23 protein-coding genes are annotated in these 25,290 nt (G+C 73.4%); 9 read left to right on the forward strand and 14 right to left on the reverse strand.

Translation table 11 applies throughout. From position 1 onward, the window contains the following. Positions 1–18: 18 nt before the first annotated feature. From ACFYXC_RS08135 to ACFYXC_RS08145, 3 genes are all read right to left on the reverse strand, one after another. Positions 19–486 carry a peroxiredoxin gene (locus ACFYXC_RS08135; RefSeq protein WP_389548256.1) on the reverse strand — a complete coding sequence of 156 codons (468 nt, stop codon included), beginning with the start codon at positions 484–486 and terminating at the stop codon, positions 19–21. A gap of 63 nt (positions 487–549) precedes the next feature. Continuing rightward, on the reverse strand, positions 550–846 hold the full coding sequence (locus tag ACFYXC_RS08140) for a DUF4235 domain-containing protein (RefSeq protein WP_388905452.1): 297 nt from the start codon (positions 844–846) through the stop codon (positions 550–552). 92 nt (positions 847–938) lie between these two features. Next, entirely contained in the window at positions 939–1,955 is a 1,017-nt protein-coding gene (locus tag ACFYXC_RS08145; RefSeq protein WP_389548259.1) for a glutathione S-transferase family protein, read from the reverse strand. Between the two features lie 101 nt (positions 1,956–2,056). Between ACFYXC_RS08145 and ACFYXC_RS08150 the strand changes: the two genes are divergently transcribed. Beyond that, positions 2,057–3,037: a cation diffusion facilitator family transporter gene (locus ACFYXC_RS08150; RefSeq protein ID WP_389548261.1), complete on the forward strand. Its 981-nt coding sequence runs from the start codon at positions 2,057–2,059 to the stop codon at positions 3,035–3,037. A 50-nt stretch (positions 3,038–3,087) separates the two neighbouring features. Here ACFYXC_RS08150 and ACFYXC_RS08155 read toward each other — a convergent pair whose 3' ends face one another. Beyond that, positions 3,088–3,537: a nitroreductase family deazaflavin-dependent oxidoreductase gene (locus tag ACFYXC_RS08155; protein ID WP_388905455.1), complete on the reverse strand. Its 450-nt coding sequence runs from the start codon at positions 3,535–3,537 to the stop codon at positions 3,088–3,090. Between the two features lie 138 nt (positions 3,538–3,675). Here ACFYXC_RS08155 and ACFYXC_RS08160 point away from each other — a divergent pair, with 138 nt between their 5' ends. Further along, positions 3,676–4,140, forward strand: a complete 465-nt coding sequence (locus ACFYXC_RS08160; RefSeq protein WP_389548263.1) for a nuclear transport factor 2 family protein — start codon at positions 3,676–3,678, stop codon at positions 4,138–4,140. Positions 4,141–4,164: 24 nt separating this feature from the next. On the opposite strand, the gene ACFYXC_RS08165 is transcribed toward ACFYXC_RS08160, so the two are convergent. Both ACFYXC_RS08165 and ACFYXC_RS08170 read right to left on the reverse strand, forming a co-directional pair. Further along, entirely contained in the window at positions 4,165–5,625 is a 1,461-nt protein-coding gene (locus ACFYXC_RS08165; protein WP_388905458.1) for an aldehyde dehydrogenase family protein, read from the reverse strand. Between the two features lie 116 nt (positions 5,626–5,741). Then, a complete protein-coding gene (locus ACFYXC_RS08170) occupies positions 5,742–6,314 on the reverse strand; it encodes a TetR/AcrR family transcriptional regulator (RefSeq protein ID WP_389548266.1) in 573 nt (190 codons plus the stop codon). Between the two features lie 105 nt (positions 6,315–6,419). On the opposite strand from ACFYXC_RS08170, the gene ACFYXC_RS08175 reads away from it, so the two are divergent. Together ACFYXC_RS08175 and ACFYXC_RS08180 are read left to right on the forward strand one after the other, a co-directional pair. Continuing rightward, positions 6,420–6,878, forward strand: coding sequence for a nuclear transport factor 2 family protein (locus ACFYXC_RS08175; protein ID WP_389548269.1), 459 nt, complete (start codon positions 6,420–6,422; stop codon positions 6,876–6,878). Between the two features lie 22 nt (positions 6,879–6,900). Beyond that, positions 6,901–7,416 carry a flavoprotein gene (locus tag ACFYXC_RS08180; RefSeq protein WP_389548272.1) on the forward strand — a complete coding sequence of 172 codons (516 nt, stop codon included), beginning with the start codon at positions 6,901–6,903 and terminating at the stop codon, positions 7,414–7,416. 35 nt (positions 7,417–7,451) lie between these two features. Here ACFYXC_RS08180 and ACFYXC_RS08185 read toward each other — a convergent pair whose 3' ends face one another. Beyond that, positions 7,452–8,297, reverse strand: a complete 846-nt coding sequence (locus tag ACFYXC_RS08185; protein WP_389548275.1) for an endo alpha-1,4 polygalactosaminidase — start codon at positions 8,295–8,297, stop codon at positions 7,452–7,454. 286 nt (positions 8,298–8,583) lie between these two features. Here ACFYXC_RS08185 and ACFYXC_RS08190 point away from each other — a divergent pair, with 286 nt between their 5' ends. Continuing rightward, positions 8,584–9,600, forward strand: a complete 1,017-nt coding sequence (locus ACFYXC_RS08190; RefSeq protein ID WP_389548278.1) for an NAD(P)-dependent oxidoreductase — start codon at positions 8,584–8,586, stop codon at positions 9,598–9,600. A gap of 10 nt (positions 9,601–9,610) precedes the next feature. Beyond that, positions 9,611–10,258: an HAD-IA family hydrolase gene (locus tag ACFYXC_RS08195; RefSeq protein ID WP_389548281.1), complete on the forward strand. Its 648-nt coding sequence runs from the start codon at positions 9,611–9,613 to the stop codon at positions 10,256–10,258. 19 nt (positions 10,259–10,277) lie between these two features. On the opposite strand, the gene ACFYXC_RS08200 is transcribed toward ACFYXC_RS08195, so the two are convergent. Further along, positions 10,278–11,105, reverse strand: a complete 828-nt coding sequence (locus tag ACFYXC_RS08200) for a phytanoyl-CoA dioxygenase family protein (RefSeq protein WP_389548284.1) — start codon at positions 11,103–11,105, stop codon at positions 10,278–10,280. A 64-nt stretch (positions 11,106–11,169) separates the two neighbouring features. Here ACFYXC_RS08200 and ACFYXC_RS08205 point away from each other — a divergent pair, with 64 nt between their 5' ends. Then, positions 11,170–12,093 (forward strand): helix-turn-helix domain-containing protein, encoded by a 924-nt coding sequence (locus tag ACFYXC_RS08205; RefSeq protein ID WP_389548286.1) that lies wholly within the window; start codon positions 11,170–11,172, stop codon positions 12,091–12,093. A 58-nt stretch (positions 12,094–12,151) separates the two neighbouring features. Here ACFYXC_RS08205 and ACFYXC_RS08210 read toward each other — a convergent pair whose 3' ends face one another. Both ACFYXC_RS08210 and ACFYXC_RS08215 read right to left on the reverse strand, forming a co-directional pair. Further along, the gene (locus ACFYXC_RS08210; protein WP_389548289.1) at positions 12,152–14,038 is read right to left on the reverse strand and encodes a glycoside hydrolase family 9 protein; all 1,887 of its coding nucleotides are present in this window, start codon (positions 14,036–14,038) and stop codon (positions 12,152–12,154) included. Positions 14,039–14,176: 138 nt separating this feature from the next. Next, on the reverse strand, positions 14,177–15,391 hold the full coding sequence (locus ACFYXC_RS08215; protein ID WP_389548292.1) for an arsenic transporter: 1,215 nt from the start codon (positions 15,389–15,391) through the stop codon (positions 14,177–14,179). Positions 15,392–15,683: 292 nt separating this feature from the next. On the opposite strand from ACFYXC_RS08215, the gene ACFYXC_RS08220 reads away from it, so the two are divergent. Further along, on the forward strand, positions 15,684–18,290 hold the full coding sequence (locus tag ACFYXC_RS08220) for an RICIN domain-containing protein (protein ID WP_389548295.1): 2,607 nt from the start codon (positions 15,684–15,686) through the stop codon (positions 18,288–18,290). 129 nt (positions 18,291–18,419) lie between these two features. Here ACFYXC_RS08220 and ACFYXC_RS08225 read toward each other — a convergent pair whose 3' ends face one another. Then, entirely contained in the window at positions 18,420–20,030 is a 1,611-nt protein-coding gene (locus ACFYXC_RS08225; RefSeq protein ID WP_389548298.1) for a cytochrome bc complex cytochrome b subunit, read from the reverse strand. After that, the gene (locus tag ACFYXC_RS08230; RefSeq protein ID WP_389548301.1) at positions 20,027–20,224 is read right to left on the reverse strand and encodes a sigma factor; all 198 of its coding nucleotides are present in this window, start codon (positions 20,222–20,224) and stop codon (positions 20,027–20,029) included. The genes ACFYXC_RS08225 and ACFYXC_RS08230 overlap by 4 nt, the downstream gene beginning before the upstream one ends. A gap of 474 nt (positions 20,225–20,698) precedes the next feature. Between ACFYXC_RS08230 and ACFYXC_RS08235 the strand changes: the two genes are divergently transcribed. After that, a complete protein-coding gene (locus tag ACFYXC_RS08235; protein WP_389548304.1) occupies positions 20,699–22,564 on the forward strand; it encodes a ricin-type beta-trefoil lectin domain protein in 1,866 nt (621 codons plus the stop codon). Positions 22,565–22,633: 69 nt separating this feature from the next. Here ACFYXC_RS08235 and ACFYXC_RS08240 read toward each other — a convergent pair whose 3' ends face one another. Together ACFYXC_RS08240 and ACFYXC_RS08245 are read right to left on the reverse strand one after the other, a co-directional pair. Then, positions 22,634–23,803: a lactate 2-monooxygenase gene (locus tag ACFYXC_RS08240; RefSeq protein ID WP_388905481.1), complete on the reverse strand. Its 1,170-nt coding sequence runs from the start codon at positions 23,801–23,803 to the stop codon at positions 22,634–22,636. A 123-nt stretch (positions 23,804–23,926) separates the two neighbouring features. After that, a complete protein-coding gene (locus ACFYXC_RS08245; protein ID WP_389548307.1) occupies positions 23,927–24,958 on the reverse strand; it encodes a hypothetical protein in 1,032 nt (343 codons plus the stop codon). Between the last annotated feature and the right edge of the window lie 332 nt (positions 24,959–25,290).

Here is a 25,290-nt window from a genome sequence, read left to right on the forward strand (position 1 = left end):
GCCGGCGTCCGCCCGATGTCAGCCGCGGTGCGCGCGCAGGGCCGCCAGGGCGCGGTCCGCGTGCGCACTCGGCCGGATCTCGCTGCGCACCACGTCGAGGACCCTGCGGTCCTCCGCGATGACGAAGGTGACCCGCTTGGTGGGCGCCAGGGAGAATCCGCGCCGCACCCCGAACCGCTCACGGACCGTCCCGTCCGGGTCGGACAGCAGCGGGAACCCCAGAGTGTGCTGCCGCGTGAACTCCTGCTGGCGCTCGACCGTGTCACCGCTGATCCCCACCGGCCGGGCCCCGGCGGCCGCGAACTCGGCGGCCAGGTCGCGGAAGTGGCACGCCTCGGCGGTGCAGACCGCGGTGAGGGCCGCGGGATAGAAGAACAGCACGACGGGGCCTTCGCCCAGCAGCTCGGAGAGCTGCCGGGGCGTGCCCGTCTCGTCGGGGAGGGCGAAGTCCTCGACGGTGTCACCCACCGCCGGCTGGTTCGTCACGACTGGTTCCCCCGACTGTCGGCCACCTGAGTGAAGGCCAACCGTACCGGACGGTACGGCAGGTCAGTCGCGGCCCCCCTTGTCGTCGCCGGGCCACACGCCGGTGGACCGCTCGATGGCCGTCGCACCCGCGCGGTCGACCGCGCTGCGGACGAGCGCGAAGATCGCGCCCTGCACGGCCGCGGCGAGCAGTACCTCGCCCCAGCCGCGGTCCTTGTCCAGCGCGTCGGGCGCGTCGTCCTCGTGGCGGATCATCTTCCAGGTCTTCTGGAACGCCATCCCGGCGAGGGTTCCGCTCGTCCAGCCGAGCAGGAATCCGACGGGCTTGTAGACGACGGGCAGGCTCTTCTTCTTCGGCACCTGGCTCTCCTTCGGGTCGTGTCCCCGGTCCGTGTTCTCCGGGACAACAGGCGAGTGTCCAGTTCAGCGGCGAATACGCCGCCCGGCTCCCGTCAGGGGCGGCCCGCCGCCGGTACCTCCTCACCCTTGCGTACGGGCCCCGGCGGGCTGCCGTCGCCGAACGGGCGCCCGCCCAGGCTCTCGCGGCCGTGGGAGGTCAGCCAGCCGGAGAGGTCGGGGCCGAGCGGCACGATGCGGGTCGGGTTGATGCCTTCGTGGACCTGGTAGTAGTGCCGCTTGACGTGGTCGAAGTCGACGGTGTCCCCGAACCCGGGCGTCTGGTAGAGGTCACGGGCGTACGCCCACAGGACCGGGTCCTCCGTCAGCTTCCGGCGGTTGCACTTGAAGTGGCCGTGGTAGACGGCGTCGAAGCGGACCAGCGTCGTGAACAGCCGGATGTCCGCCTCCGTGATCGTGTCCCCGACCAGGTACCGCCGCTCCGCGAGGCGCGACGACAGCAGTTCCAGCCGCCGGAACACGCCCTCGTACGCCGTCGCGTACTCCTCCTGAGCGGTGGCGAACCCGGCCCGGTACACGCCGTTGTTGAGGTCCTCGTAGATCTCCTCCATGACGTCGTCGATCTCGTCGCGGAGCCCTTCCGGGTAGAGGTCGGGCGCCCCCTCGCGGTGCAGGTCCCGCCACTCGGTGGCCAGGTCCAGGGTGAGCCGCTGGTAGTCGTTGGTCACCAGCTGTCCGCTGGGCACGTCCACCACCGCGGGCACGCTGACGCCGCCCGGATGGCCCGGCTCCCGTGCCTCGTACGCCTCGGCGAGGTACCGGATGCCCAGCACGGGATCGCGGCCGCCCGGATCCAGCGTGAACCGCCAGCTGCGGTCGTCCTGGACCGGGTCGGTGACCGCCATCGGCAGGGCGTCCTCCAGGCCCAGCAGCCGCCGCGAGATCACCGCCCGGCTCGCCCAGGGGCAGGCCCGGCTGACGACCAGTCGATAGCGTCCGGCCTCGACGGGCCAGCCGTCGCGGCCGTCGGCCGTCACCCGGTCCGAGAAGTGGCTCTTCGACCTCTTGAAGGACTTCTTCCCGTACGCGCTGTTGCCGTCGGTGTCGCTCATCCGGCGTCTCCTTCTCGTCCTCGTCGGTGCGCCCTGGTCAGGGTTCCCCCAAATCCGGCGGCGTCTCGTGTGAGGCAGGGGGGTGGGGGCATTCGGCGGAGGTGAATCGTGAGTCCTCCTCCCAGTCGGACCGCCGGACCCGTGTCACCGTGCTGGTGGCGCTGGCCGCCAACCTCGTCATAGCCGTGGCCAAGACCGTGGGCGGCCTGTTCGCCGGATCACCCGCGCTGCTCTCGGAGGCCGCACACTCGGTGGCGGACAGCCTGAACGAGGTCTTCCTCCTCGCCGCCCTGCGCCGCAGCCGGCGCCCCGCCGACAGCCGCCATCCCTTCGGCTACGGGAAAGAACGCTTCTTCTGGTCCCTGCTGGCCGCCGTGGGCATCTTCCTGATGGGCGGCTGCTTCTCCTTCTACCAGGGCTGGGAAGCGCTGGGCAGTGAGAGCTCGGAATCGCACGGCGGATATGTGGCGGGGCTCGTGGTCCTGTTCGTCGCGCTGCTCGCGGAGGGCGGCTCCCTGCTGCGCGCGCTCCACCAGGTGCGCCGGCAGGGCGGCTTCTCCGCCGAGATCCGCGACCCCGCGCTGCGCACCGTCATCGCGGAGGACGGCACCGCCGTACTGGGCGTGCTCCTCGCGATCGCCGGCATGGCCCTGCACATGGTGACCGGCCGGATCGTCTGGGAGGCGTCGGCGTCGCTGGCCATCGGGGCGCTGCTGGTCTACGTGGCGTACCGGCTGGGCCGTGACGCGCGCGACCAGCTGATCGGCCAGGCCACCGACGAGGAGTCGGCCGGCCGCATCCGTGCCCTGCTGGAGGCACAGCCCGAGATCGACTCCGTGGAGTCCCTGCTGACGATGCAGCTCGGCCCCGACTCGACCCTGGTGGCCGCCCGCGTCGACCTGACGCCGGGTCTGGACAGCGAGGAGGTCGAGCTGGTCGCCGTACGCATCAAGGGGTCCGTCTCCCACCTGGTCCCCGAGGCCGACCAGATCTTTCTCGACGTGACGGACGCCCGCGCCGCGCGCCGCGCGGCCGCACACGAAAGTGGCCCCGCCGCGACGGGGGAGCGCGGCGGGACCTGAACACCGGGTGCCCGGCGCTCCCCGCATCATGCACACTTTCTCCATGCGCGTCACGCGTCGGCGACAGGCTCCAGGACGAAGAGCGGGATCTCCCGGTCGGTCTTCCGCTGGTAGTCGGCGTAGTCCGGGTAGGCGGCGACCGCCCGCTCCCACCACAGGGCCTTCTCCTCGCCGGTCACCTCCCGTGCCGTCATGTCCTGGCGCGTCGGGCCGTCCTGGAGTTCCACGCGGGGATCACTGACGACGTTGTGGTACCAGACGGGGTGCCTGGGTGCGCCGCCCAGCGAGGCGACGGCCGCGTAACGGCCCTCGTGCTCGACCCGCATCAGCGGCGTCTTGCGGATCTTCCCGCTCTTCGCGCCCCGGGTGGTCAGCACGATGACGGGCAGTCCCGTGTCCCGCAACGTCGTTCCCTCGGTACCGCCGGAGCGCTCGTACAACTCCACCTGGTCGCGCACCCACTTGGTGGGGCTGGGCTCGTATTCGCCCTCAAGAGGCATGTCATCCGTCCCATCGCTCGTCGTTGCTTGCCCGAGGCTTACCCCGAGGGTAATTGCCGGGTCGCCCGGAGGTCGGCAGGGTGGGGATCACCGCGAAGGACACAGTCCGGAGAACACAGTCCAGAGAAGAGGGAACGCATGACCACCAGCCGTACCGGCACCAGCACCAGCATCACCCCTGGCACCGACACCCGCACCGTGGTGGAGGACCTTTTGCGCCGCATCGGCGAGGGAGACCCCGGGCACATCGCCGAGCTGTACGCCGAGGGGGCCGACTGGAAGCTCGACTGGCCGCAGGGCGAGCACGGGCGGGCGCAGACCCCCTGGATCCGGCAGCGGTCCACGCGCGCCGACGCGGCCGACCACTACCGTCTGCTCGCCGAGTTCCACGTCCCCGGTCAGGCGGACACCACGGTCGAGCGCATCCTCGTGGACGGCGACGACGCGGTCGTCCTGGGCGAGATCCGCCAGACCGCGCGGCCGACCGGGCGCGCCTACCGCGCCCGGTTCGCCCTGCACCTCACCGTCGAGGACGGCCTGGTCGTACGCCACCACGTCTACGAGGACAGCCTCGCCGTGGCCCGGGCGTTCGACACCGAGTAGCCCCGCGGACCGGGCCCGGCCCGGTCAGAACGGGAAGTGCGCCTGCTGCGTGGCCAGGGTCACCCAGCGGGTGTTGCTGAACGCCTCGACGCCCCAGCGTCCGCCGAAGCGCCCGTACCCGCTGCCCTTGAAGCCGCCGAAGGGGGCGTTCGGCTCGTCGGCGACGGACTGGTCGTTGACATGCACGATGCCGGTACGGATCCGGCGGGCGACCCGGAGCCCGTGGGTGCCGTTCTCGGTGATGATCCCGCAGGTCAGGCCGTGTTCCGTGGCGTTGGCGAAGGAGATCGCCTCGTCGTCCGTGGTGAACGTGCTGAGCACGGCGAGCGGGCCGAACGCCTCGCCGCGGTACAACTCGGCCTCCTCCGGCAGGTCGGTCAGGACGGTCGCCGGATGCACGGCTCCCTCCGGGGCGGCGCCGCCGGTCAGGACGGTCGCACCCTTCGCGACGGCGTCCTCCACGAGCGCCGCGACCCGGCGGGCGGCGTCCCGGGTGACCAGCGGGCCGACGACGGTGTGCGGATCGGCCGGGTCACCGGACGCGAGCGACTCGGTCTTCGCGGTGAACTTGGCCGAGAACTCCTCGGCCAGGCTCTCGTGCACGAGGATCCGGTCGGCGGACATGCAGATCTGGCCGGCGTTCATGAAGACGGAGAAGACGGCGGCGTCGACCGCGTAGTCCACGTCGGCGTCGTCCAGCACGATCACCGAGTTCTTCCCGCCGAGTTCGAGGACCGCAGGCTTCAGGTGCCGGGCCGCGTGCACGCCGATGATCCGGCCGACCCCCGTGGAGCCGGTGAAGTTGACGGCCCGTACGCGCTCGTCGGCGACCAGCGCCTCGGCGACGGCTGCCGCGTCCTCGGGGGCGTTCGTGACGACGTTCAGGACGCCGTCGGGCAGGCCCGCCTCGCGCAGGACGTCCGCGATGAACAGACCGCACGCGATCGGCGCGTCCTCGCTCGGCTTCATCACCACGGTGTTGCCGGCCGCGAGTGGCGCGGCGACGGCCCGGACGCCCAGGATGACCGGGGCGTTCCAGGGGGAGAAGGCGGCCACGACACCGACGGGTTCGCGCACCGCGAGCCCCAGGGCGCCCGCCTCCTGCGCGCTCAGCACCTCACCGCGCGGAGCGGTCACCGCGGCGGCCGCCTCCCGCAGGATGTTCGCCGCGAGACCCACGTTGAACATGGCCCAGGGCCGGGTGCCGCCGACCTCGCCCGCCATGATCCGTACGGCGTCCTCGGTGCGGGCCTCCAGGAGGTCCGCCGCCGCGAGGAAGATCTTGCGCCGCTGCGCGGGGCCGAGTGCGGCCCAGTCCTCGAACGCCGCGTCGGCGGCGTCCACGGCCCGGGTGACGTCCTCGACGCCGGCCGCGGCGACCGTGGCGTACACCTCGGAGGTGTAGGGGCTCACGTCCTCGGTGGTGCGGCCGGAGGCCGCGGGCAGGTCCTTGCCGCCGATCAGCAGGTCACGATGGAGGGTCATGCGCGGCTCTTCCCGTCGTGCGACGCGACGCTCTCCGCCGAGGGAAGGTGCGCCCGTTCGCCTGGTGAACAATCGTCCATTGAACTTTCAATCGGAGTCTGCAACCCGGCGCGGCATCAGTCAATGCCCGGCCGCCGCCCGCAGGAGTCGACCAGGGTGCGGGCCGCCCGCCCGGCCCGGAGCGCGGGTTCCGGGCTCTGTTCGACGGCGGCGGCGACCATGGCGCCCTCCGCCAGGAGGTGCAGATGGCCGGCGAGCTCCGCGGGCAGCCCCGCGTCGCCCACAAGACCGGTCAGGTACTCCCTGAAGGCGCGCTTGTGGCCGCGCACCTGCCCGGCGACCCGCTCCGACGTGGCGCCGAGCTCGCCGTACGAGTTGATCCAGGCGCAGCCGCGGAAGCCGGGCTCGCGGAACCACCGGTCCAGCCAGTCGAAGACCGCGAGCACACGCTCCCGCGCGTCCCCATGACCCGCCACGTGCTCGGCGAGCCGCTGCCGCCAGCGGAGGTCGCGCCGCTCCAGGTAGGCCACCACCAGGTGCTCCTTGGCGGGGAACAGCTGGTAGAGCCGCTTGAGCGAGACCCCCGAGGCGCCGCGGATGTCGTCCATGCCGACGGACTGTATGCCGCGCCCGTAGAACAGGGTCTCCGCCGCGTCCAGGGCACGTTCCCTGGCGACCGCGCTGTCCATGTGCCCGCCCACTCCTCGACGTCTTGACGAGAGAACCACCGTTCTCTACGGTAGCAGCCGCCCCGGAGAACGCACGTTCTCCGGCCGTCGCCGAAAGGACTCCGCATGGCCGACCGACCGCCCCTGCCGCCGTTCACCCGGGAGACCGCCGCGCAGAAGGTCCAGGCGGCCGAGGACGCATGGAACACCCGGGATCCGCACCGGGTCTCGCTCGCCTACTCCGAGGACTCGGTCTGGCGCAACCGCGACACGTTCGTCACCGGCCGGGCCGCGATCGTGGAGCTGCTCACCGCGAAGTGGCGGCGCGAGCAGGAGTACGCCCTGCGCAAGGACCTCTGGGCCTTCGACGGCAACCGCATCGCCGTCCGCTTCCAGTACGAGTGCCGGGACGTCGGTGGCCGGTGGTGGCGCTCGTACGGCAACGAGCTGTGGGAGTTCGACGAGCACGGCCTGATGACCCGGCGCGAGGCGAGCATCGACGACGTGCCGATCGAGGAGGGGGAGCGCCGGATCCACGGACCGCGGCCGGACGCCGAGCGGGGGCGGCCCCTGCCGGTCCGGTAGCGGCGGTCAGTAGGGTTCCCGGGTGACCGAACAGGCCCAGAAACCCTTCCTCTACGTCGTCGTCTGCGCCGCCTGGGCCGCCGAGGGCGTCGGCGAGCTGATCACCCTGGCGCAGGAACGGGGCTGGGAGACCGGCGTCATCGCCACCCCGCTCGCGACGCGCTTCTTCGACACCGCGGCGGTCGCGGCGCGGACCGGGCGGCCGATCAGGTCCGCCTGGCGTGCGCCGGGCGACCCGCGTCCGTTCCCGGACCCGGACGCCGTCACCGTCGCGCCCGCGACCTTCAACACCGTCAACAAGTGGGCGGCCGGCATCTCCGACACACTCGCCCTCGGCACGCTCTGCGAGGCGTACGGGATGGGCGTACCGATCTCCGTACTGCCCTGCGTGAGCGAGGCGCTGACGGCCCATCCCGCCTACGGGGCGAGCCTGGAACGGCTGCGCGGGATGGGAGTCCGGTTCGGCGAGCACGCCTTCGGCGGCCCGCGGCAGGACGGATTCCGCTGGGAACGGGCGCTGGACCTGCTGGCCCGCTGACCCGGCCGCAGGCCGGGGCCGGGCGGCGGGACCGCTCAGCGCGTCCTGCGGACGTAGTCGTCGCTGTCCGGCGCCGACACCGCCAGGTCCCGGCGCACGATGCTCAGCCGGTCGCCGAACCCCGCACGGGCCTTGCGCATCCCCTTGTCGGTGTACTCCACGACGACCACCCGGTCGTCGAAGGCGTCGGCGTACTCACCGCACTCGTCGTAGGCCCCGCACTCCTCCACCACCGCGAAGTCGAGCCCCGCGCGGACGCGTTGCCCGGCCAGTTCCACGGTGTTCTTCTGGGCGATGGCCAGCCCCCGCGCGTGCGCGCGCGTCGAGAGCAGCCTGATGAAGGACGTGGCGTCGTCCGCGCCCAGCAGCCCACGGGAACGGGTGTAGCTGTCGTAGTTGTCCGGCTCGACCGCGTCGTAGCCCTTGTCCGCGCAGCCGTCGATCCACCGGCCGACCCGGGCCGCGACCCGCTCGCGCTTGGCGGGGGTGCCGATGTCGAGCAGCGGCTCGTCCCAGTCGGTGTCGATGACGAGCTCGCCCTCCCCGTCCCGCAGCAGCAGGTCCTCGGGCCAGTCGTCCTGCTCCTCGGGCTGGGCCTGGAAGGCGTTGACGTAACAGACGTTGTAGAGGCCGCGCGCGGGGTCGGCGCCGCGGTCGCGGGCGACGATACGGACACCGGACGGCGGCGGGTAGGCGCCGCCGATCTGGTAGTCGAAACCGGCGTGCACGGGCGGCAGCCGTACGGCCCCGGCGGCGGACTCCGCGGTGTCGCCGGGGTCCCCGTCGTCCGCGTTCGACGTACAGGAGGCCAGGGCCGTGAGGACGAGCAGGGCGGCGGTCGCCCTGAGGAATCCCGCACGGGGGGCACGATCGGCGGGCATGTCCGCTCCATCGGTCGGGAGTACGGCCCCGCCTCGGACCCCGTGACGGTCCTGGCGACTGTGGCCGGACTGAGAACCATGTCCGCTACCGGCTGGGCGCACCTCTGGTGCCGGGCTGCGCGCCTCGGCACGTCGCGATCAAATCGCGTGGAAACCCGCACGTCAAGTTCGCCCGCCCTGCTCCACCGCGGCGCGGTTCTCCCCGCGCCTGCCGCGGCGGGGCCGGATAGGGACGCGTCCGCCGGGTACGGATGCCAGGACGACCGCGACGGACGCAAGGAGAACCGTGGGCACCCCGCACAAGCCGCTCGTGATCCTGCGCCCCGATCCGCATCCGCGCGAACGCGTCTTCGGACCGGACGCGCTGGCCCGGCTCCACGATCGCTTCACCGTCGCCGAGCCGGACACCGAGGAAGCCCTCGACCAGCTCCTGCCGGACGCCTTCGCCGTGGTCGGCCAGCCCGACCTGCCCGCCGAACGCCTGGCCCGCGCGGGCGCGTTGCGGGCCGTGCTCAACGTCGAGGGCAACTTCTTCCCGAACGTCGACTACGACGCGTGCTTCCGACGCGGCATCCACGTCCTGGGCTGCGGACCCGCCTACGCCCAGGCCGTCGCCGAGTACGGCCTCGGGCTCGCCCTCGACCTGGCACGCGGCATCAGCCGCGAGGACCGCGCCTTCCGCGCCGGACGGGAGCGGTACGTGTCCGACGGCAACGCCGACGCCGTACTGCTGCGCGGCGCGGACGTCGGCCTGATCGGCTTCGGCAACCTCGGCCGCGCCCTCCACCCGCTCCTCGCGCCGTTCCGCCCGACCCTGCGGGTCTACGACCCCTGGCTGCCCCCCGCCGTCCTGCGCGAGCAGGGCCTCGTGCCGGCCACGCTCCACGAGACCCTGTCCCACAGCACGTTCGTCTTCGTCCTCGCCACCGTCACCGACGACAGCCGCCGGCTGCTGGGCGAGCACGAGCTGGGACTGCTGCCCGACGGCGCCCGGCTGGTCCTCGTCAGCCGGGCACCCGTCGTGGACTTCCCCGCCCTGCTCACCCGGGTCGCAGAAGGACGCCTCCTCGCGGGCATCGACGTCTGGCCCGACGAGCCCGTCGCTCCCGACGACCCCGCCCGCTCCCTGGAGGGCCTGGTGCTCTCCGCCCATCGTGCCGGCGGCATCCCGGACGCGTTCCTGAGCATCGGTGACATGGTCGTCGACGACCTGACCCTGCTGGCCCGAGGGCTGCCGCCCGCCCGGATGCAGCCGGCCGCCCGTGAACTCGTCGGCCGCTACCGCAACCGTCCCGTCACCTGAAAGGCCCCACATGAAGATCGCCTGCGAGGGCCTCCTCTTCGACAACGACGGCGTCCTGGTCGACTCCGACCTCGGCGTCGACCAGGCATGGAGCACCTGGGCCCGGGCCCGCGGCCTGGACGCCGGGCAGGTCACGGCGATGGTGCACGGAAGGCGTTCCGCCGACACCGTGGCCCTCCTCGTCACCGACCCCGGGGAACGCCCCGCCGCCCTCGCCGAGGTCGACCGCCTGGAGATCGAGGCGGCCGCCACCACGACCGCCCTGCCCGGCGCCCTCGGCCTCCTGACCAGCCTGCCGCGCGGCAGCTGGGCCGTCGTCACCTCCGGGGTGACCGGCCTTGCCAGGGCCCGCCTCGCCGCCGCGGGGCTCCCGCTGCCGCCCGTGCTCGTCACCGCGGACGACGTCAGCCACGGCAAACCCGCCCCCGACGGCTACCTCGCGGCGGCCGGCAGGCTCGGCGTGGACCCGGCACGGACCGTCGTCCTGGAGGACAGCGCCGCCGGCGCCACGGCCGGGGCGGCGGCCGGCGCGTACGTCATCGGCGTCGGGCGGCGCGGCCTGGACACGGCCGCCTCCGTCGTCGTACGCGACCTGCGCGGCCTGACCTGGCACGACGGTGTCCTCGACCTCGGTGCGGCGGACGTGCTGCGCTCCTGAGCCGGGACGGTCCCGCACGTCAGTGCGGCCCCGCCGGGGCGAACTCCGTCCCGCACGGTCCCGCGCCCTCGCTCTCCAGCAGGGGAACGGGATCCCCGCTCATCGACAGGGTGGGGTAGTGGCGGCCGATGCGTTCCGTGGAGCGGCCGACGTAGTGGCCGATGAACGAACGGCGGAAGCGGTCGGTGCTGCGGTTGGGCGGGGAGCCGTGCACCAGGCTGCCGTTGAAGAAGAGGACGTCGCCCGGTTCCATGTCGACCGGGACGGCGGACAGGCCGGGCGGCGGCGGTACGTACTCGCGGGCGAACGACAGCCCCTCGTCGGCCTCCTCGGGGCAGAACACCTCCATGCGGTGGGTGCCGGGGACGACCTCCAGACCGCCGTTCCCCCGGTCGATCGCGTCGCAGGCCACCCAGGCGGCCACGCACGTGCCCGGCTCGGTGCGCAGATAGAAGTTGTCCTGGTGCAGCGCCTGGCCGCGGGCGCCCGGCGGCTTGAAGTAGAACATGCTCTGTGCGGCCAGCACCTCCTCGCGCAGCAGGAGTTCGAGGACGGCACGCAGCCGGGGCGCCAGCAGGAAGCGCCGGGCCAGACCGTTGATCCGGTGCGGATGCATGACCCGCGGCCAGACGTGCAGCGGGTCGGCGGACCCGGCGGTCCCGGCCGCGCGGGGCTCGAAGTGCCCGGGTACCGGACCGGCGGCGTGCAGCGCGGTGAACCCGGCGCACAGCGCCTCGATCTCCGCCGGCGCGAACAGCTCCCGCACCACCGTGAATCCGTCCTCCTCGAAGCGCCGTACGAGGTCCTGACCCGGCACCCGGCCCGTGCTCCTGTCCGTGACCGCCATACGCCCGCCCCTTCGCCTCGGTGTCCTGTATGCCTCACGCTAGGCGGGAGCGCTCTGCGGGAGGATGCCTGTGCGTGCTGAGGAGTTGCCCGAGGCTGCCGCCCCGTCGCCGCCGCCGGGGCTGGTGACCGTCGGCCGCTACGACCAGGGGCCGGGATACCGCGTCAGCCGGCCGCGCGGCGCCGACAGCTGGCTCTTCACCTGGACCACGGGCGGTGCCGGGCGACTGGCCCAGGGCGCCACCGGGATCCGGGCCGGCGCGGGCGACCTGGTCGTCCTGGGACCCGGCGTGCCCCACCACTACGCGCTCGCGCCGGGTGCCGGGCGGTGGACGTTCTGGTGGGTCCACTGCCAGGCGCGGGCGGCCTGGACGGACTGGCTGCGCCCGCACGCCCTCGGCGACCGGCTGTATGCGGTCACGCCGGTTCCCGCCGGTGTCGGGGACCGCCTGGAACAGGCGTTCCGGCGGATGCTCGCCGACGCACGATGGACCGGCGAGGGCGCCCCGCCGCCGGCCGGGGAGCCCGCCGGCGGCACGGCCGCCGGCGCCGGCCAGGTCGCCGTGGCGCACGGCGCCGCCGCCCGTGAACTGGCGCTCTGCTCCCTGGAGTCGATCGTCCTGCTCAGCACAGCGACGGCACGCGGAGCGGCGGACCGGTCAGGTGTCGATCCGCGGATCCGCCGGGCCGAGGCACGCATCGCCGCCGACCCGGGCGCGCCGCACACCGTGCGGACCCTGGCCGCGGGAGTGTCGCTGTCCGCCTCCCGGTTCGCCCACCTCTTCAGCCGGCAGCTGGGCCAGTCACCGATGCGGGCGCTGCTCGCCGCCCGGCTGCTGCACGCGGCGCGGCTGCTGGAGGCCACCGACCTGCCGGTGGAACGGGTCGCGGCGGCCGCCGGCTTCAGCAGCCCGTTCCACTTCAGCCGGGTCTTCCGCCGGCGGTACGGAGTCCCGCCCGGCGCGTACCGCGCGGGACTCCGGGACTGACGGCACCCCCTGAGGACGGACGGTCACCGGCCGTCCCCGGGAGCGCCCGGGCGTGCGGTCAGCGCTCCGCGGCGAAGGCCGCCAGCCAGGCCAGCGGGGCGTTCCAGTTGATCGTCACCTCGTTGGTGGAGTACGACCCGATGTCGTCGATGTAGCAGGCCGCGGGCGAGCACCCGGCCAACTGCTCCTGCGCCACCGGGTCCTGCAGGGCGCTGTTGGGGCCGCCCGCGAGGGAGCCCGCCGGCGGGTTCGGCAGCGAGGCGTCGTACTGGTTCGCCCAGAACCGGTGGTGCTGGTTGCGGGCGTACGAGTCGCCGTAGCCGGTGACGTACGACAGATCCAGGGTGTTGCGGCCCAGCAGGTAGTCCATCGACTCCAGCACCCCTGCCCGGTACCGCTGCCGGCCGGTCAGCGCGTAGGCGGTGGCGATGACGATCGCGTTGTTGGTGACCTGGCTGTTGGAGCCCCACACGTACCCGTTCGCGGGGATGGGCACCGCGTAGCCCTGTCCGGCCATGGTGGCGAGATGCCCGTCGGCCGCGGCCGTCACGGACGCCCGTACGCGCCTGATGTCGGCGGCGGGCAGCCCGTTCGGCACGGTCGCCAGGGTCAGCCGGCCGAGGGCCGCGGTGTCGGCCCAGTTGAAGCCGGTCGGGGTGAGCGCGCCGGCCGAGGTGTGCCAGGACGACGAGGTGACCGCGTCCCGGTAGGCACGCTCGCCGGTGGCCGCGTACAGCTCGCTCGCCGCCCAGTAGAAGTCGTCGGTGACCTGGGTGTCGTTGTAGGGGCCGCCACCCGTGCTGTCCGATTCGGGCGCGTAGAGCTCGGGGTTCGCCCGCGCCGCGGCCCACGCCGTGCGGGCCACGTCCAGGCACCGCTTCGCGTACGCGGAGTCGTACGGCCTGAAGACGCGCGCGCACTGGGCGGCCGTGGCGGCGAGGTTGAGCGTGGCGGCGGTGGACGGACGGTGCAGCTCGCGGGGCTGGGGGTCCAGTTCGGGGCGGGTCGGGATACCCGTCCAGGCCGCGTCATGGATCTTGTGGAAGGCCATGCCCGCGTAGGGCTTCCCCTCCGGGACCTGCATCCGCATCAGGAAGTCGAGCTCCCAGCGGGCCTCGTCCAGGATGTCGGGCACGCCGTTGCCGCGCTCGGGGATCCGCTGGGTCGAGTCGCCCAACGCGGACGCGGTGCCCGCCCGCTCGGCCCGGGCGAAGGAGTCGACGAGCAGCCAGACGGAGATCCCGCCGTTGACGACGTACTTGCCGTGGTCACCGGCGTCGTACCAGCCGCCCCGGACGTCCCGCGTGTAGTCGCACACTCCCGCCTGGCACGGCACGTTCGTGTCGCCCTGGTTCGGGGCGACCCCGACATGCCCGGCGGGCCGCGCGTAGGCGGGACCGACCAGCGACGCCTCGATCGGTGTGCCGCTGCGCTGGTGGTAGAAGAAGGCCAGCGCGTCGGAGCGCATGCCGTCGTAGAGGTCCGCGCGGATGTCGAAGGGAGCGCTGCTGCTCCCGTCGACCACCAGGACGTGCCCCCGGCCCGTCTTGCGGTACGCGGAGAAGTCGGCCAGGTGGGTCGCGTCGCCCGAGGCCGCGTCCGTGCCGTGTACGACGGTCCGGCCGGACGCGGCCACGGCGCCCGAAGCGGTGCGCAGTTGCCAGGTCAGCGGCTCGGTGGCGGCGGTGACCACCGTGGCGCGCTTCGGGCCGTCCGGCAGGTAACCCGCCTGGTTGACCCGTACGGGCGTGATCGCGGCGACGGGATCCGCGGCGGACGGCACTGCGGCGGCGCCGGGTGCGAGAGCGAGTCCGCCCGACAGCAGGACGGCCGTGAGCAGGCCCGCCGTCACGCGTCTTCCGGTACGCCGTCCCGTACGACGACGGCTGTGCACGTGCGGGAACGTGAGCATGGAGCGCCTCCCGGTGCCTGGAACGGGGTCCATGGATGCCGTCCTGTGGCGGACGGCAGAGTAGTGGGAGCGCTCCCAAAACCGGAGCATTGCATGACCATGTCACAGCGTCAATGCCCCGCGCACGCCGCTCGCACGCTGCCTCCCGAACGGTCCCGCCGTTCGCCCACCTCACGTCCCGAACACCTGCAGCGAGGCCCAGAGGGCGGCCACCGCCGGAAGCAGCGCGGCGGGCACGGTGATCAGGCCGAGGCGGGTGAACTCGCCCAGTCGCACGTCGTGGTCGTGCTGATGGACGATCCGCCGCCACAGCAGGGTCGCCAGCGAGCCGGCGTACGTGAGGTTCGGACCGATGTTCACCCCCAGCAGGACGGCGAGAAGCGGCCCGGGCCCCGCCGCGGCGGCCGGCGGCAGCAGTACCAGGACCGCCGGGAGGTTGTTGATGAGGTTCGCCAGCACGGCGGCGAGGACCGCGACGCCGAGCAGTGCGGGCAGGCTCGCCGAGTCGGGGACCAGATGCCCGAGCACGTCCGAGAGGCCGTTGTCGACCACGGCCCGCACCACGATGCCCAGGGCCAGGACGAAGGCGAGGAAGGGCAGCGAGGTGGCCCGTACGACGGTCCACGGCGTGGTGTGCCCGCGGGCCAGCGCCCGGACGGCCAGGACGAGGGCTCCGGCGAACGCCGCCCAGGCCGGTTCGACGCCGAGCGCGGACGTCACGACGAAGCCCGCGAGGGTGCAGGCCACGGTCGCCAGCGCGAACACGGGCACCTCGACGGGGTCGTCCCCGGTCTCGGCCGGTTCCACGGCGTCCCGCGCCAGGTCGGCGGCGAAGAAGCGGCGGAAGACCAGGTACTCGGCGGCGATGGCGACCGCCCACGCGGGACCCATCAGCAGGGCGAACCGGGTGAAGCTCAGACCGCTGGCCGTGAACGCCAGCAGGTTCGTGAGGTTGGAGACGGGCAGCAGCAGCGAGGCCGTGTTCGACAGATGGGCGCACGCGTACACGTGCGGCTTGGGGCGGGCGCCCAGGCGGGCCACGGTGGCGAACACGACCGGGGTGAGCAGCACGACCGTGGCGTCCAGGCTCAGCACGGCCGTGATGACCGAGGCGAGGAGGAAGTCGGCGGCCAGCAGGCGCTGCGGCCGCCCCCTGGACGTACGGGCCAGCCAGGCGCCGCAGGCTTGGAAGAGTCCCTCGTCGTCGCAGAGCTTGGCGAGCACGAGCACCGCGGCGAGAAAGCCCACGACCGGGCCGAGCAGCTCGGCCTCCTCGCGCGCGTGGTCGAGGGGGAGGGCGCCGGTGGCCAGGACCAGGCCCGCGGCGGGGACGGCGACGGTGGCCTCCGGCAGGCCGAAGGGCCGGATCACGGCGGCGGCCAGCACCGCGACGAGCAGGACCGCGGAAAGGGCGGTCGCGAGTGTGGAGCTCAGGGTTCGTCCTTCGGAAAGTGCGTTACCTCAGGTAACTTCAGTTCGTCATTTGCACGGGCCATTCTCGCCTGTTCTTGTTGACACTTTGTCTCTGTCAAAACCTCCCCGCGCGACGGGAATTGGTGGACGTTCCCTTGTTGCCCCGACGCCCGCTGTGCCAGGGTGCTGCTCGTCGGCATGCGGACGTGAAGTCCCTGCCTTTGGTACGGACTTATTCTGCAAAAGGCAGTGGAGGAAACCGCACGTGAACGACGCGACCCCGTCGAATTCCCCCGCGATCGGCGGTGCGCCCAGGAGTGCGACCGGTAGCCTGTTCGAAACGACCGATGAAAGGCTCGCAACGGCGTTGCAGAAGGGGCCGGGCGGCAAGCCCGCCCGCTATCCCGCGGAAGAACTCCGCGGCCGGCACTGGACGCCCGTCTTCTCGTACGCCCGGCTGTGCACGAACGGTGTGCGGTACGCCGGAATGCTCACCACGGCCGCATTCACCCGGCTCTTCGAGGAATCGGCCCGGCAGGTCGGGCCCAGGGCGGTCTGGCGCCCCGAACTGCTGGTCGCCGTGCGCCGGACGGCGGGTGAATGGGACGCGGACGCCCGCCGGGGGATGCTGCACCCGGAGTTCCGGTCCGCCGCGGGGCGCGGCGGGCGTGACGGGGTGGCCGCGGCGCGGCTGCTCCCGCCGGAGAACCGGCGACTGGTGTCCCTCGCGTTCCAGCGGCTCCCGGAAGCGGCCCGCTGCCTCCTGTGGCACGCGGAGGTCGAGGCCGAGGAACTCGCCGTGCCGGCCCGGCTGCTCGGGCTCCCCGCCGCGGACGCCGCACGGGCCCTGGAGCGGGCCCGGGCCCTGCTGCGCCAGTACTGCATCGAGGCGCATCGCGAACTCGCCCCCGACGACGCGTGCCGCCGCTACAGCCGGCTTCTGGACGTCTCGCTCCGGCGCGGCGGCAACAGCGTCGATCCCGATCTGCGGCGCCACCTCGCGGACTGTGAGCACTGCGCGCGCTCGGCCGGACAACTCGACCACTCGGGCGGGCGGCCGGCCGTGCTGCTGGCCGAGGGGGTGCTGGGCTGGGGAGCCCGGCAGTACCTCGACGCGAGGCCCGGCCGCGCCGCCGGGGGCGAGAGGACGACGGCGGGGCCGGTGCTCTCCACGACACCGGACCGGGACCCGTACGCCGGGCCGCCCGCGGGGGCGGGCCGCCGTCCGGACACCGCGACCCGGCCGGGGACCGACCCCGAACGCGCCTCCGAGGACTGGCCGACTGCGGCTGAGGCTGGGGTTGAGGCTGCGGCTTCCGGGCGGGCCCCGGAGCCCCGCCCGGAGACCGCAGCCGAGCGGATATCCGCGTTCTGGCCGGGTCCGGACACCAGGACCGGGGCCGGGGCGGGCACACGCCCGGACATCGGGGCCGTGGGGGAGACGGACCCCGGACAGGGGGTCGGCTCGCAGTCGGGCGGCACGCAGCCGGGCGGCGTGCAGTCGGGTGGCATGCGGGGCCGCGGTGAGGATGCCCACGCGTCGGCGGAACTCGCCGCGGAAGCCGGCCTGTACGCGGATTCCGACTCGGTCTGGGGCACCGCTCCCGGGCGGCGGCCCGACTCCCACGCCGGCACCGGCTCCCGCCCTGTCACCGGCTCCCATCCGGTCGGCGGTGCCCCGCCGGGCGCCGCGCCCGGCTCCGGTGCGGACGCCGGTCCAGGTGCCGGCGCCCGCCCGGGCACCGGCCGTGCCGTGCACGCCAGGGCCCCGCACACCGGGGGCCCGCACGCCAAGGTCCCGCATCCCGGCCCCCGCCACGCCCTGCGGCCTTCCCCGGCCGGGGAGCGCCCCAGCGGTCCCGCGCCGCGCTCCCCGTGGCGGCGCCGCCAGCTCGCTCCGGTACTGCTCGCCGTCAGCGGATGCGTCCTCGTGCCGCTGGTCCTGTGGTCCGGCGGCGGGGGCGACGCCTCCCCCTCGTCCGCGCCGGGCTCCGGGACGGCGTCGGAGCAACCGGACGGCCGCCCGAGCGGGATCGGTGCGGGCGGCGCGGAGCCCGGCACCCTGAGCGGACGGCTCCGAAACCTGGGCAGCGGCGACTGCGTCGGGACGGCCGAGGGCAAGGTGAGCGCGGGCACGGAGGTCGTCCTCGGCACCTGCACCTCATCGAAACGGCAGCAGTGGTCGTACGAGAGTGACGGCCTGCTGAGGAGCCTGGCCGACGACGGCCTGTGCCTCGACTCGCGGCTCCCCTCCTCGGTCCGGCTGGGGCCGTGCGAGGGCGGGGGGAGCCGGGCGAACGCCCGCTACGACTTCACCCGGGAGGGCCAGCTGGTGCCGCTGGAGCGGCCCGCGCTCGCGCTGGTCCCCGTCTCGGACGACGAGGAGACCGGGCTCGTCCTGAAGACCCGTGGTACCGGACGAGCCCAGCGCTGGGAGATCGACAAGTCCGTGGACTCGCTCCAGATGGAGTGGATCACCTCGCGCACGAACAGGGACACGGCCGAGCCCGCGCCGGACGCTGCGCCGAGCCCCAGCCGCACACCGCCGCCTCCCGAGCCGGAGCCCACACCGTCCGGCACGCCGCAGGCCCCGCGGCCCACCGCCTCCGCTTCCGGCCGGACGTGCTACGGCTACCACTGCCGACCCGACGGACACGACGGCGACGGACACGACGGCGGCGGACACGGAGGGGGCGGCTACGGCGGTGGCTACGGGTACGGCGGCGCCTACGGCTACGGCGGTGGCTACGGGTATGGCAGCGCCTACGGCTACGGCGGTGGCTACGGGTATGGCAGCGGATACGGGTACGGCGGCGGCTATGGCTACGGCAGTGGTTACGGTTACGGCTACGGCTACGGCGGCGGTCGCTGACGACCGCGCGTGGCCTGTGCCTCGTAGTCCGTGCTCCCCAGCCGGCCTCCCCGCCCCCCCCGGCGCCGCGCACCTTTTGTCAGTCCTCGCCGGACGCCAGTTCCGCCCAGATCGTCTTGTGCCCCGCCGTCAGGACCCGTTCCGGTACTCCTCCGGCGTGGGCTTCGGGACCTGGGCGCCGTCGCCGTACAGCGCGCGGGAGAGGCGGGTGCGCACACCGGGTGCCCGGCCGTTCGGGTCCGGCACGCCGTTCGCGTCCCCGGCCGGGCCGGGGGTGAGCGGCCGGGGCTGCTCGTGCTGGGTGAGGGTGTGCAGTTCGGCGGGGGAGAGGGGCCGGTGCACCTCGACGTACTCACCGTGCGGGAGCCGCTTGATGACGCCGGTCTCCCGGCCGTGCAGCACCAGCTCGCGGTCCCGGAGCTGGAGGGCGAGACAGACGCGCCGGGTCACGACGAAGACGACGACCGGGGCGACGAGGAGCGCGATACGGACGGCCCAGGTGACCGTGTTGATCGACAGGTGGAACCGGGTGGCCACGATGTCGTTGCCGCCGCCCGCGAGCAGGACGAGATAGACGCTGATCCACGCGGCGCCGACGGCGGTCCGGACCGGCCGGTTGCGCGGCCGGTCCAGGAGATGGTGCTCACGCCGGTCACCGGTGACCCAGGACTCCAGGAACGGATAGGCGCCGATGAAGACCAGCAGGAGCGGGAAGACCAGGATGGGGATCAGCACCCCGAGGGCCAGCGTGTGCCCAGCCACGGTGATCTCCCACCCCGGCATGATCCGTACCAGTCCCTCCGCGAAGCCCAGGTACCAGTCCGGCTGCGCCCCCGTGGAGACCTGGTCGGCGCGGTAGGGGCCGTACGACCAGACCGGGTTGATCGACGCGATCGCCGAGATCAGCGTGATCACACCGAACACCAGGAAGAAGAAGCCGCCCGCCTTGGCGAGGTAGACCGGCATGAACGGCGCCCCGACGACGTTCTGTTCGGTCCTGCCGGGCCCGGGGAACTGCGTGTGCTTGTGGTACACGACCAGGATGAGGTGCGCGACCACCAGGGCCGCCATGACGGCGGGGATCACCAGGATGTGCAGCGCGTAGAAGCGCGCGATGATGTCGTGCCCGGGGAACTCGCCGCCGAACAGGAAGAACGACAGGTACGTCCCGACGATCGGCACCGACAGGATCGCGCCGTCCACGAACCGCATCCCGGTGCCGGACAGCAGATCGTCCGGCAGCGAGTAACCGAAGAGCCCCTCGAACAGCCCGAGGAACAACAGGGTCCAGCCGAACAGCCAGTTGATCTCACGGGGCCTGCGGAACGAACCCGTGAAGAAGTGCCGCATCATGTGCATGAGCATCCCGGCGATGAAGATCAGCGCCGCCCAGTGGTGGACCTGCCGGATCAGCAGTCCGCCCCGCACGTCGAAGCTGATGTCCAGCGTGGACGCGTACGCGTCCGACATCCGTACGCCGTTCAGCGGGACGTAACTGCCGTGGTACGTCACCTCGTTCATCGACGGGTGGAAGAACAGTGTCAGGTAGACGCCGGTCAGGATCAGGATGACGAAGCTGTAGAGGCAGATCTCCCCGAGCAGGAACGACCAGTGGTCGGGGAAGACCTTGCGCAGGTACTTCCTGCCCAGGCCGTGGGTGCCGAGGCGGCCGTCGAACCAGTCGGCGACGCGCTGACCCGAGGACGCCTTCGCGGGCGGCCGCGTGGAGGTGGCGGTCACGCGTCCGCCTCCTTCCGCGCCGTCTCCACCGGCAGGACGTGGGTGAACCAGGTCTCCTGGAGTACGTCCTCGGTGTCGGCGACGCTGCCGAGCAGGTTGTAGACGATCGCGAACAGCAGCTCGCGGTGATCCATGAACAGCCGGGTCGCCGTGGTGGATACCCGGTCGGTCGCCGGTGCCTGACTTTCGGACATGCCTGTGCCTCCCGTAGCGCGCTCATCACTGCGAGGGCCACGGGGGCCGGGGATGTGACAGCCCGGGGGGAAATGTGACCCAGGTCTCAGCGCTCCCGGGAGGCGGGCGTGCGCCCGGGGGGGCTCGGCGGCCGGGGCCGGCGGCGCGCTTTCGCGCGACGCGGGCCGACCGGGATGGACACCGTTTTTTCCCGGCTGCTCGAATGTTGCTGAAGTGGCCCAGGTGTCTTGTTGGGCGTAAGCGTGATGTGCAAGGGTGAACATCCCTCACATGGCCCATGGCCAGGTTTGATTCACCGCTCGGTATTCCCTCGTGCCGCCGGGCCGAGAAGGCTCACGGCCGACGGATGCCGAGTGGCCGACAGCCCGTCCGCTTTCCGTGGGCACGCCCAAAAGGTACGCACCAATCAGGAGCTCCTTTTCGGCGGCCAGAACTTTTGTGCGCCACCTTGTGCCGTGGAAGGAAATAGCTCAGTGCACACCCCCCACCCGCCTCGTCCGCCCGGTCCCGGCGCCACTCCCGGAGAATCCGACGAGAGCCTCGTGGCACTCCTCAGGGCACAGCCGGAGGGTGAACTCACCGATTCCGTCGCGCTGCTGCTCGCACGGCACTGGCAGCCGACGCACGACTACGCGGTCATCTGTCTCGCCTCCTCGGCGGACGTCGCCTCGATGGTCACCGCGGCCGCGTTCCAGCAGGTGCTGGAACGCCTCCGGCACGGCGGGTCCGCCGTCGCCCTGCGTCCCCGGCTCCTGGTGGCCGTGCGGGACGTCGTCACGGCGTGGTCCGCGCGGGACCGGGTCACCGAGGCACTGCCCGATCTCCGGAAACCGGCCGGCGGGCGCGGTATGCGCGTCACGAAGTTGACGACACCGGAAAACCGCCGGCTCGCGGAACGTTCTTTCCAGGCTCTTCCGGGACTCGCCCAGTGCCTGCTCTGGCACACCGAGGTCGAGGCCGAGCACATATCCGTACCGGCCGGTCTGCTGGGTATGGACGCCGACACCGCGTCGGTCGCGCTGGAAGAGGCCCGGGAGAAATTCCGGGAGGGCTGCGTACGGGCCCATCGTGAACTCGCGCCGAACAGGGAATGCCGTCACTACAACCGGCTGCTGGACGTTCCGATTCGGCGTGGCGGTGCCCTGCTTCCCGATGTGCAGCAGCATCTGCTGACGTGCCGCTACTGCCGTTACGCGGCCGAACAGCTGAGCCATTTCGAGGGCAGCCTCGGCGGGCTGCTCGCCGAAGGTGTACTGGGCTGGGGTGCCCGGCGGTATCTCGAATCGCGGCCGAGCCCCGGTCACCCGGTGCTCCGGGCCGCCCGCCGCACCGGCAGACGCCCCAACCGTGCCGGTCGCCGCCGGCCGCCGTCCCCGTTCTCCCCGCGGCAGGGGCGGCACTCCTCACCGGGCCCGCGGCGCTCGACGGTGCTCCTCACCGGAGCGGGCCTGGTCGCGGCGGCGCTGCTCGCGACCGCCCTGGCCGCCGGCCTGTGGTCGTGGGGCGACGGCGGCGCGGACCCCTCGGCCTCCGCGGGGGCGTCCAGCGGCCTCGTCCCCGGCGGACAGGCACCCCCCGACCGGTCGTCGTCCCCGCCGGACTCGGCGGGGCTCCCCACCGGGCCCGTCCGGACCCGGCTGCGCAACCTCGCGGCCGGCCTCTGCCTCGACATCAAGGGCACGGCGAGGACCGGCGCCGGCACCGTACTGGACACCTGTTCCGCGGCCCGGACGCAGCGGTGGTCGTACGAGAGGGACGGGCTGCTGCGCAGCGCCGCCGAGCCGGGGCTGTGTCTGGACTCCCGTGCGGACGCCGGGGTGGTCGTCCTGGGCCGCTGTGCCGCCGCGTCCGCCGAGCGGGGCGACGACGTGCGCTACGACCTCACCGTGCGGGGCGAGTTGCTGCCCCGCCGGCAGGCGGGGCTCGCCGTCGCTCCCGCCGCCGAGGACGCCGGAGCGGAGGCCGTGGTGAAGATCCGCGACCGGAGCGACGCGCAGCGCTGGCTCACCGACGCCGCCGCGGCGACGCCCGACTCGCTGTCGATAGCGGGAACGGGCGCACCGGCCGGGGAGCCGGCGGCCGACCCCACGGCGGCGGACACCCGCGTCGGCGCGGACCCCGGGTGCGCCGAACCGGCCTGCGGCACGCCGCCGCGGCTCTCGCGACCGGACCGGGAACCGGAGCGGGCACCGGACGAACGGACAGAGCCGGCTCCCTCCGCGCCGGACCCCTACACGCCGCGCCGCGCCACCGCGGTCGCCGACTCCGGCCCACCCCCCGCCGGTCCGCTCCCCCTGCTGCTGCCGCTGGTGGTGTCGGTCACCGGACCCGGTCTGTAGCGACGGCGTCGACTACGGGGGGCTTCGCCGCGGCGAGCGCGCGTGCCGGCCGGCGGGGGCGGGTCGGGGTCAGGCGCTTCCCTCCTCCAGGTCGTCGGGGCCGAGGGCCGAGGGGCCCGCGTGCCCCGACAGGGCGAGCGTGAGGTCGAGTTCGGCGAGCAGACAGCGGATGACGTGTTCGACACCGGCCTGGCCGTCGAGGCCGAGCCCGTAGGCGTACGGGCGGCCGACGAGCACCGCCTCGGCGCCCAGTGCCAGCGCCTTGAAGATGTCGTCGCCCGTGCGGATGCCGCTGTCGAAGAGGACGGTCAGCCGGTCCCCGGCGGCTTCCACGACCCTCGGCAGCGCGTCGGCGGCGGCGACGGCACCGGCCACCTGCCGGCCGCCGTGGTTGGAGACGACCACGCCGTCCATCCCGGCGTTGACGGCCCGCCGGGCGTCGTCCGGGTGCAGGACGCCCTTGAGGACGATCGGGCCGTCCCAGTTCTCCCGCAGGAACTCCAGGTCGGGCCAGGTCTTCGCGGGATCCGCGAACATCTGGACGAAGTGCATGACCGCCGCGTTCGGGTCCTCGTGCACGGGTTTGGCGAGACCCGCCCGGAACGCCGGGTCGGAGAAGTAGTTGGCGGTCCCCACACCGTGCAGGAACGGCAGGTACGCCTGGTCCAGGTCGCGTGGCCGCCACGCCAGCAGGGGCGTGTCCAGCGTGACGAACAGCGCGCTGAACCCGGCCGCCTTCGCCCGGTCCAGGAAACTCCGGGTGACCTCGCGGTCCTTGGCCCAGTACAGCTGGAACCAGCGTTCCGCGTCGCCCATCGCCTCCGCGACCTGTTCCATCGGCGTGCTGGACGCGGACGACAGGACGAACGGCACGCCCTGTGCGGCGGCGGCCCGGGCGGCCGCCGTCTCGGCGTCCGGGTGCATGATCGACAGGACCCCGACCGGCGCGAGCGCGAGGGGCGCGGGCAGCGGACGGCCGAGCACCTCGACGGACAGGTCGCGCTCGTGCACGTCGCGCAGCATACGGGGCACGATCCGGCGGCGGTCCAGGGCGGCCCGGTTCGCGCGCGCCGTACTGCCGGTGCCCGCGCTGCCCGCCACATAGCCCACCGGGCCGGGCCCCAGCCGCTGTTCGGTCAGCTCCTCCAGCCGGGTCAGGTCGGTGGGCAGCCGGGGCACCGCGCCGGTCATCCCGTTCAGATAGATCTCGTACTGGAAGTCCGCCCAGTGTTTCGTCATCCGTACGCTCCGCCTCTCGCCCCGGACGGTCCGTCCCCGTCCCGCGACGATCCTGACGAGCCGGACAAGATCCGTCCAGCACGGGGGCGTACCGGACGCGGGCGCGGGTGCCGGCGACCGGACTCAGTCCGGGAACGCCACGCGGACGGCGACCGGCCGGCCCGTCGGGCCGAGCTCCGCGGACACCGGGAACCAGCCGTCACCCTGCCCGGCCATCGCGCACAGCACCCGCGCGCCGCCGACCTCGACGGTGCCGGCCTCCGCCGCGGAGGCGCGGACCGCGCGCATGATCTGCCAGTGGTGGGAGTGCGGGCGGAAGTCCACCATCAACCGCCTGCCGGGGTCCGCGTCCTTCCAGTCGAAGAGCGCTCCGGCCAGGCGCATCGCCTCCGGCACCGGCAGGCCGGTCCAGCCCCGCACCCCGTCCTCGCCCGGCCCGCCCAGGCAGGGCGCGGCGAACTCCGCGGCGGCGGCCTCCTCGGCGGCGCCCCAGAACGCGACGTCGGCCAGTCCGTCGACCGGTTCGTCGTGCCGCCAGGCGCTCAGCGCGTCGGCGTCCCCGAAGAGCAGCCGGGCCCAGTCGACGCGGATCTCCCCGAGCTCCACGGTCTCGCCGGCGGCGGGAGGACCGAGGAGGCAGTGGGCGTCGGAGGGCGGGTCGACGGGGATCACGATGCCGGTGCCCGTCGCGAGCACCGGCAGCGGCCGGTCACGGGGTACCCCGCCGAGGGCGACGACCGGCACGCCGTGCATGAGGAAGCAGCCCCCGCCCCGTTCCGTGCACCGCCGTACCCGTTCCCGGTGGGGCACCCGCTCGGCACAGGCGTCGAGTGCGGCGTCGAGCCCGTGCTCCCGGCAGTGCGCGTCGAAGAGCTCGACCAGCCGTGCGACCCCGGACGCCGGGATGTCGTGGAGCGTCCGGCCGGGCTGCCGGCCGAAGGAGCGGGCCGCCGTGTCGGCGTCGGGGCCGGTGATCACGAAGTCGGTGGCCGCGGTCACGTCCGCGGCGACCGCCGGTTCCAGGATCCCGAACGCTCCCGGGTCCACCAGCGCCGGCGAACCCTCCCCGCTCCACATGCCGAGGTGACCGCCGTCGACGATCACCAACTCACCGGACGGACAGGTGATCTCGCCCAGCCCGTAGATCTCTCCCATGGCCGCGCAGTCTACGAAGGCCGTGATCCCCGACCGCGCCCCCGCCGCGGGAGCTGTCCGGTTCTCGCCGTCGGGAATCGGCGGCGGGCGGGGCGAGCGGGCCCGGCCCCGGGACCGGCGGCGGGTCCGGCGCCGGAGCCGTCCGGGGCGCGGGCCCCGCGTCCCGTGGCCGGCGTCACCGGCATGTCCACGGTGCGGACCAGCCGCGCACCCGGCGGACCGTACGCCGCTCCCGGACCAGGGAAGAACCACGGCAGCGCCGGGAACAGGACGGCCGCGGCGGCCGGCGGGATCGGCGGCCCGACGCCCACCCACCCGGCCGGACCGGGCGG

This window comes from Streptomyces sp. NPDC002701 (genome assembly GCF_042889045.1).
GTDB lineage: Bacteria > Actinomycetota > Actinomycetes > Streptomycetales > Streptomycetaceae > Streptomyces.

Coding starts and splice junctions, on each gene's coding strand:
- ACFYXC_RS08145 (WP_389548259.1), bottom strand. CDS start 1,955: ATGAGCGACACCGACGGCAACAGCGCGTACGGGAAGAAGTCCTTCAAG.
- ACFYXC_RS08155 (WP_388905455.1), bottom strand. CDS start 3,537: ATGCCTCTTGAGGGCGAATACGAGCCCAGCCCCACCAAGTGGGTGCGC.
- ACFYXC_RS08160 (WP_389548263.1), top strand. CDS start 3,676: ATGACCACCAGCCGTACCGGCACCAGCACCAGCATCACCCCTGGCACC.
- ACFYXC_RS08165 (WP_388905458.1), bottom strand. CDS start 5,625: ATGACCCTCCATCGTGACCTGCTGATCGGCGGCAAGGACCTGCCCGCG.
- ACFYXC_RS08170 (WP_389548266.1), bottom strand. CDS start 6,314: ATGGACAGCGCGGTCGCCAGGGAACGTGCCCTGGACGCGGCGGAGACC.
- ACFYXC_RS08175 (WP_389548269.1), top strand. CDS start 6,420: ATGGCCGACCGACCGCCCCTGCCGCCGTTCACCCGGGAGACCGCCGCG.
- ACFYXC_RS08185 (WP_389548275.1), bottom strand. CDS start 8,297: ATGCCCGCCGATCGTGCCCCCCGTGCGGGATTCCTCAGGGCGACCGCC.
- ACFYXC_RS08195 (WP_389548281.1), top strand. CDS start 9,611: ATGAAGATCGCCTGCGAGGGCCTCCTCTTCGACAACGACGGCGTCCTG.
- ACFYXC_RS08200 (WP_389548284.1), bottom strand. CDS start 11,105: ATGGCGGTCACGGACAGGAGCACGGGCCGGGTGCCGGGTCAGGACCTC.
- ACFYXC_RS08205 (WP_389548286.1), top strand. CDS start 11,170: ATGCCTGTGCGTGCTGAGGAGTTGCCCGAGGCTGCCGCCCCGTCGCCG.
- ACFYXC_RS08210 (WP_389548289.1), bottom strand. CDS start 14,038: ATGGACCCCGTTCCAGGCACCGGGAGGCGCTCCATGCTCACGTTCCCG.
- ACFYXC_RS08230 (WP_389548301.1), bottom strand. CDS start 20,224: ATGTCCGAAAGTCAGGCACCGGCGACCGACCGGGTATCCACCACGGCG.
- ACFYXC_RS08240 (WP_388905481.1), bottom strand. CDS start 23,803: ATGACGAAACACTGGGCGGACTTCCAGTACGAGATCTATCTGAACGGG.
- ACFYXC_RS08245 (WP_389548307.1), bottom strand. CDS start 24,958: ATGGGAGAGATCTACGGGCTGGGCGAGATCACCTGTCCGTCCGGTGAG.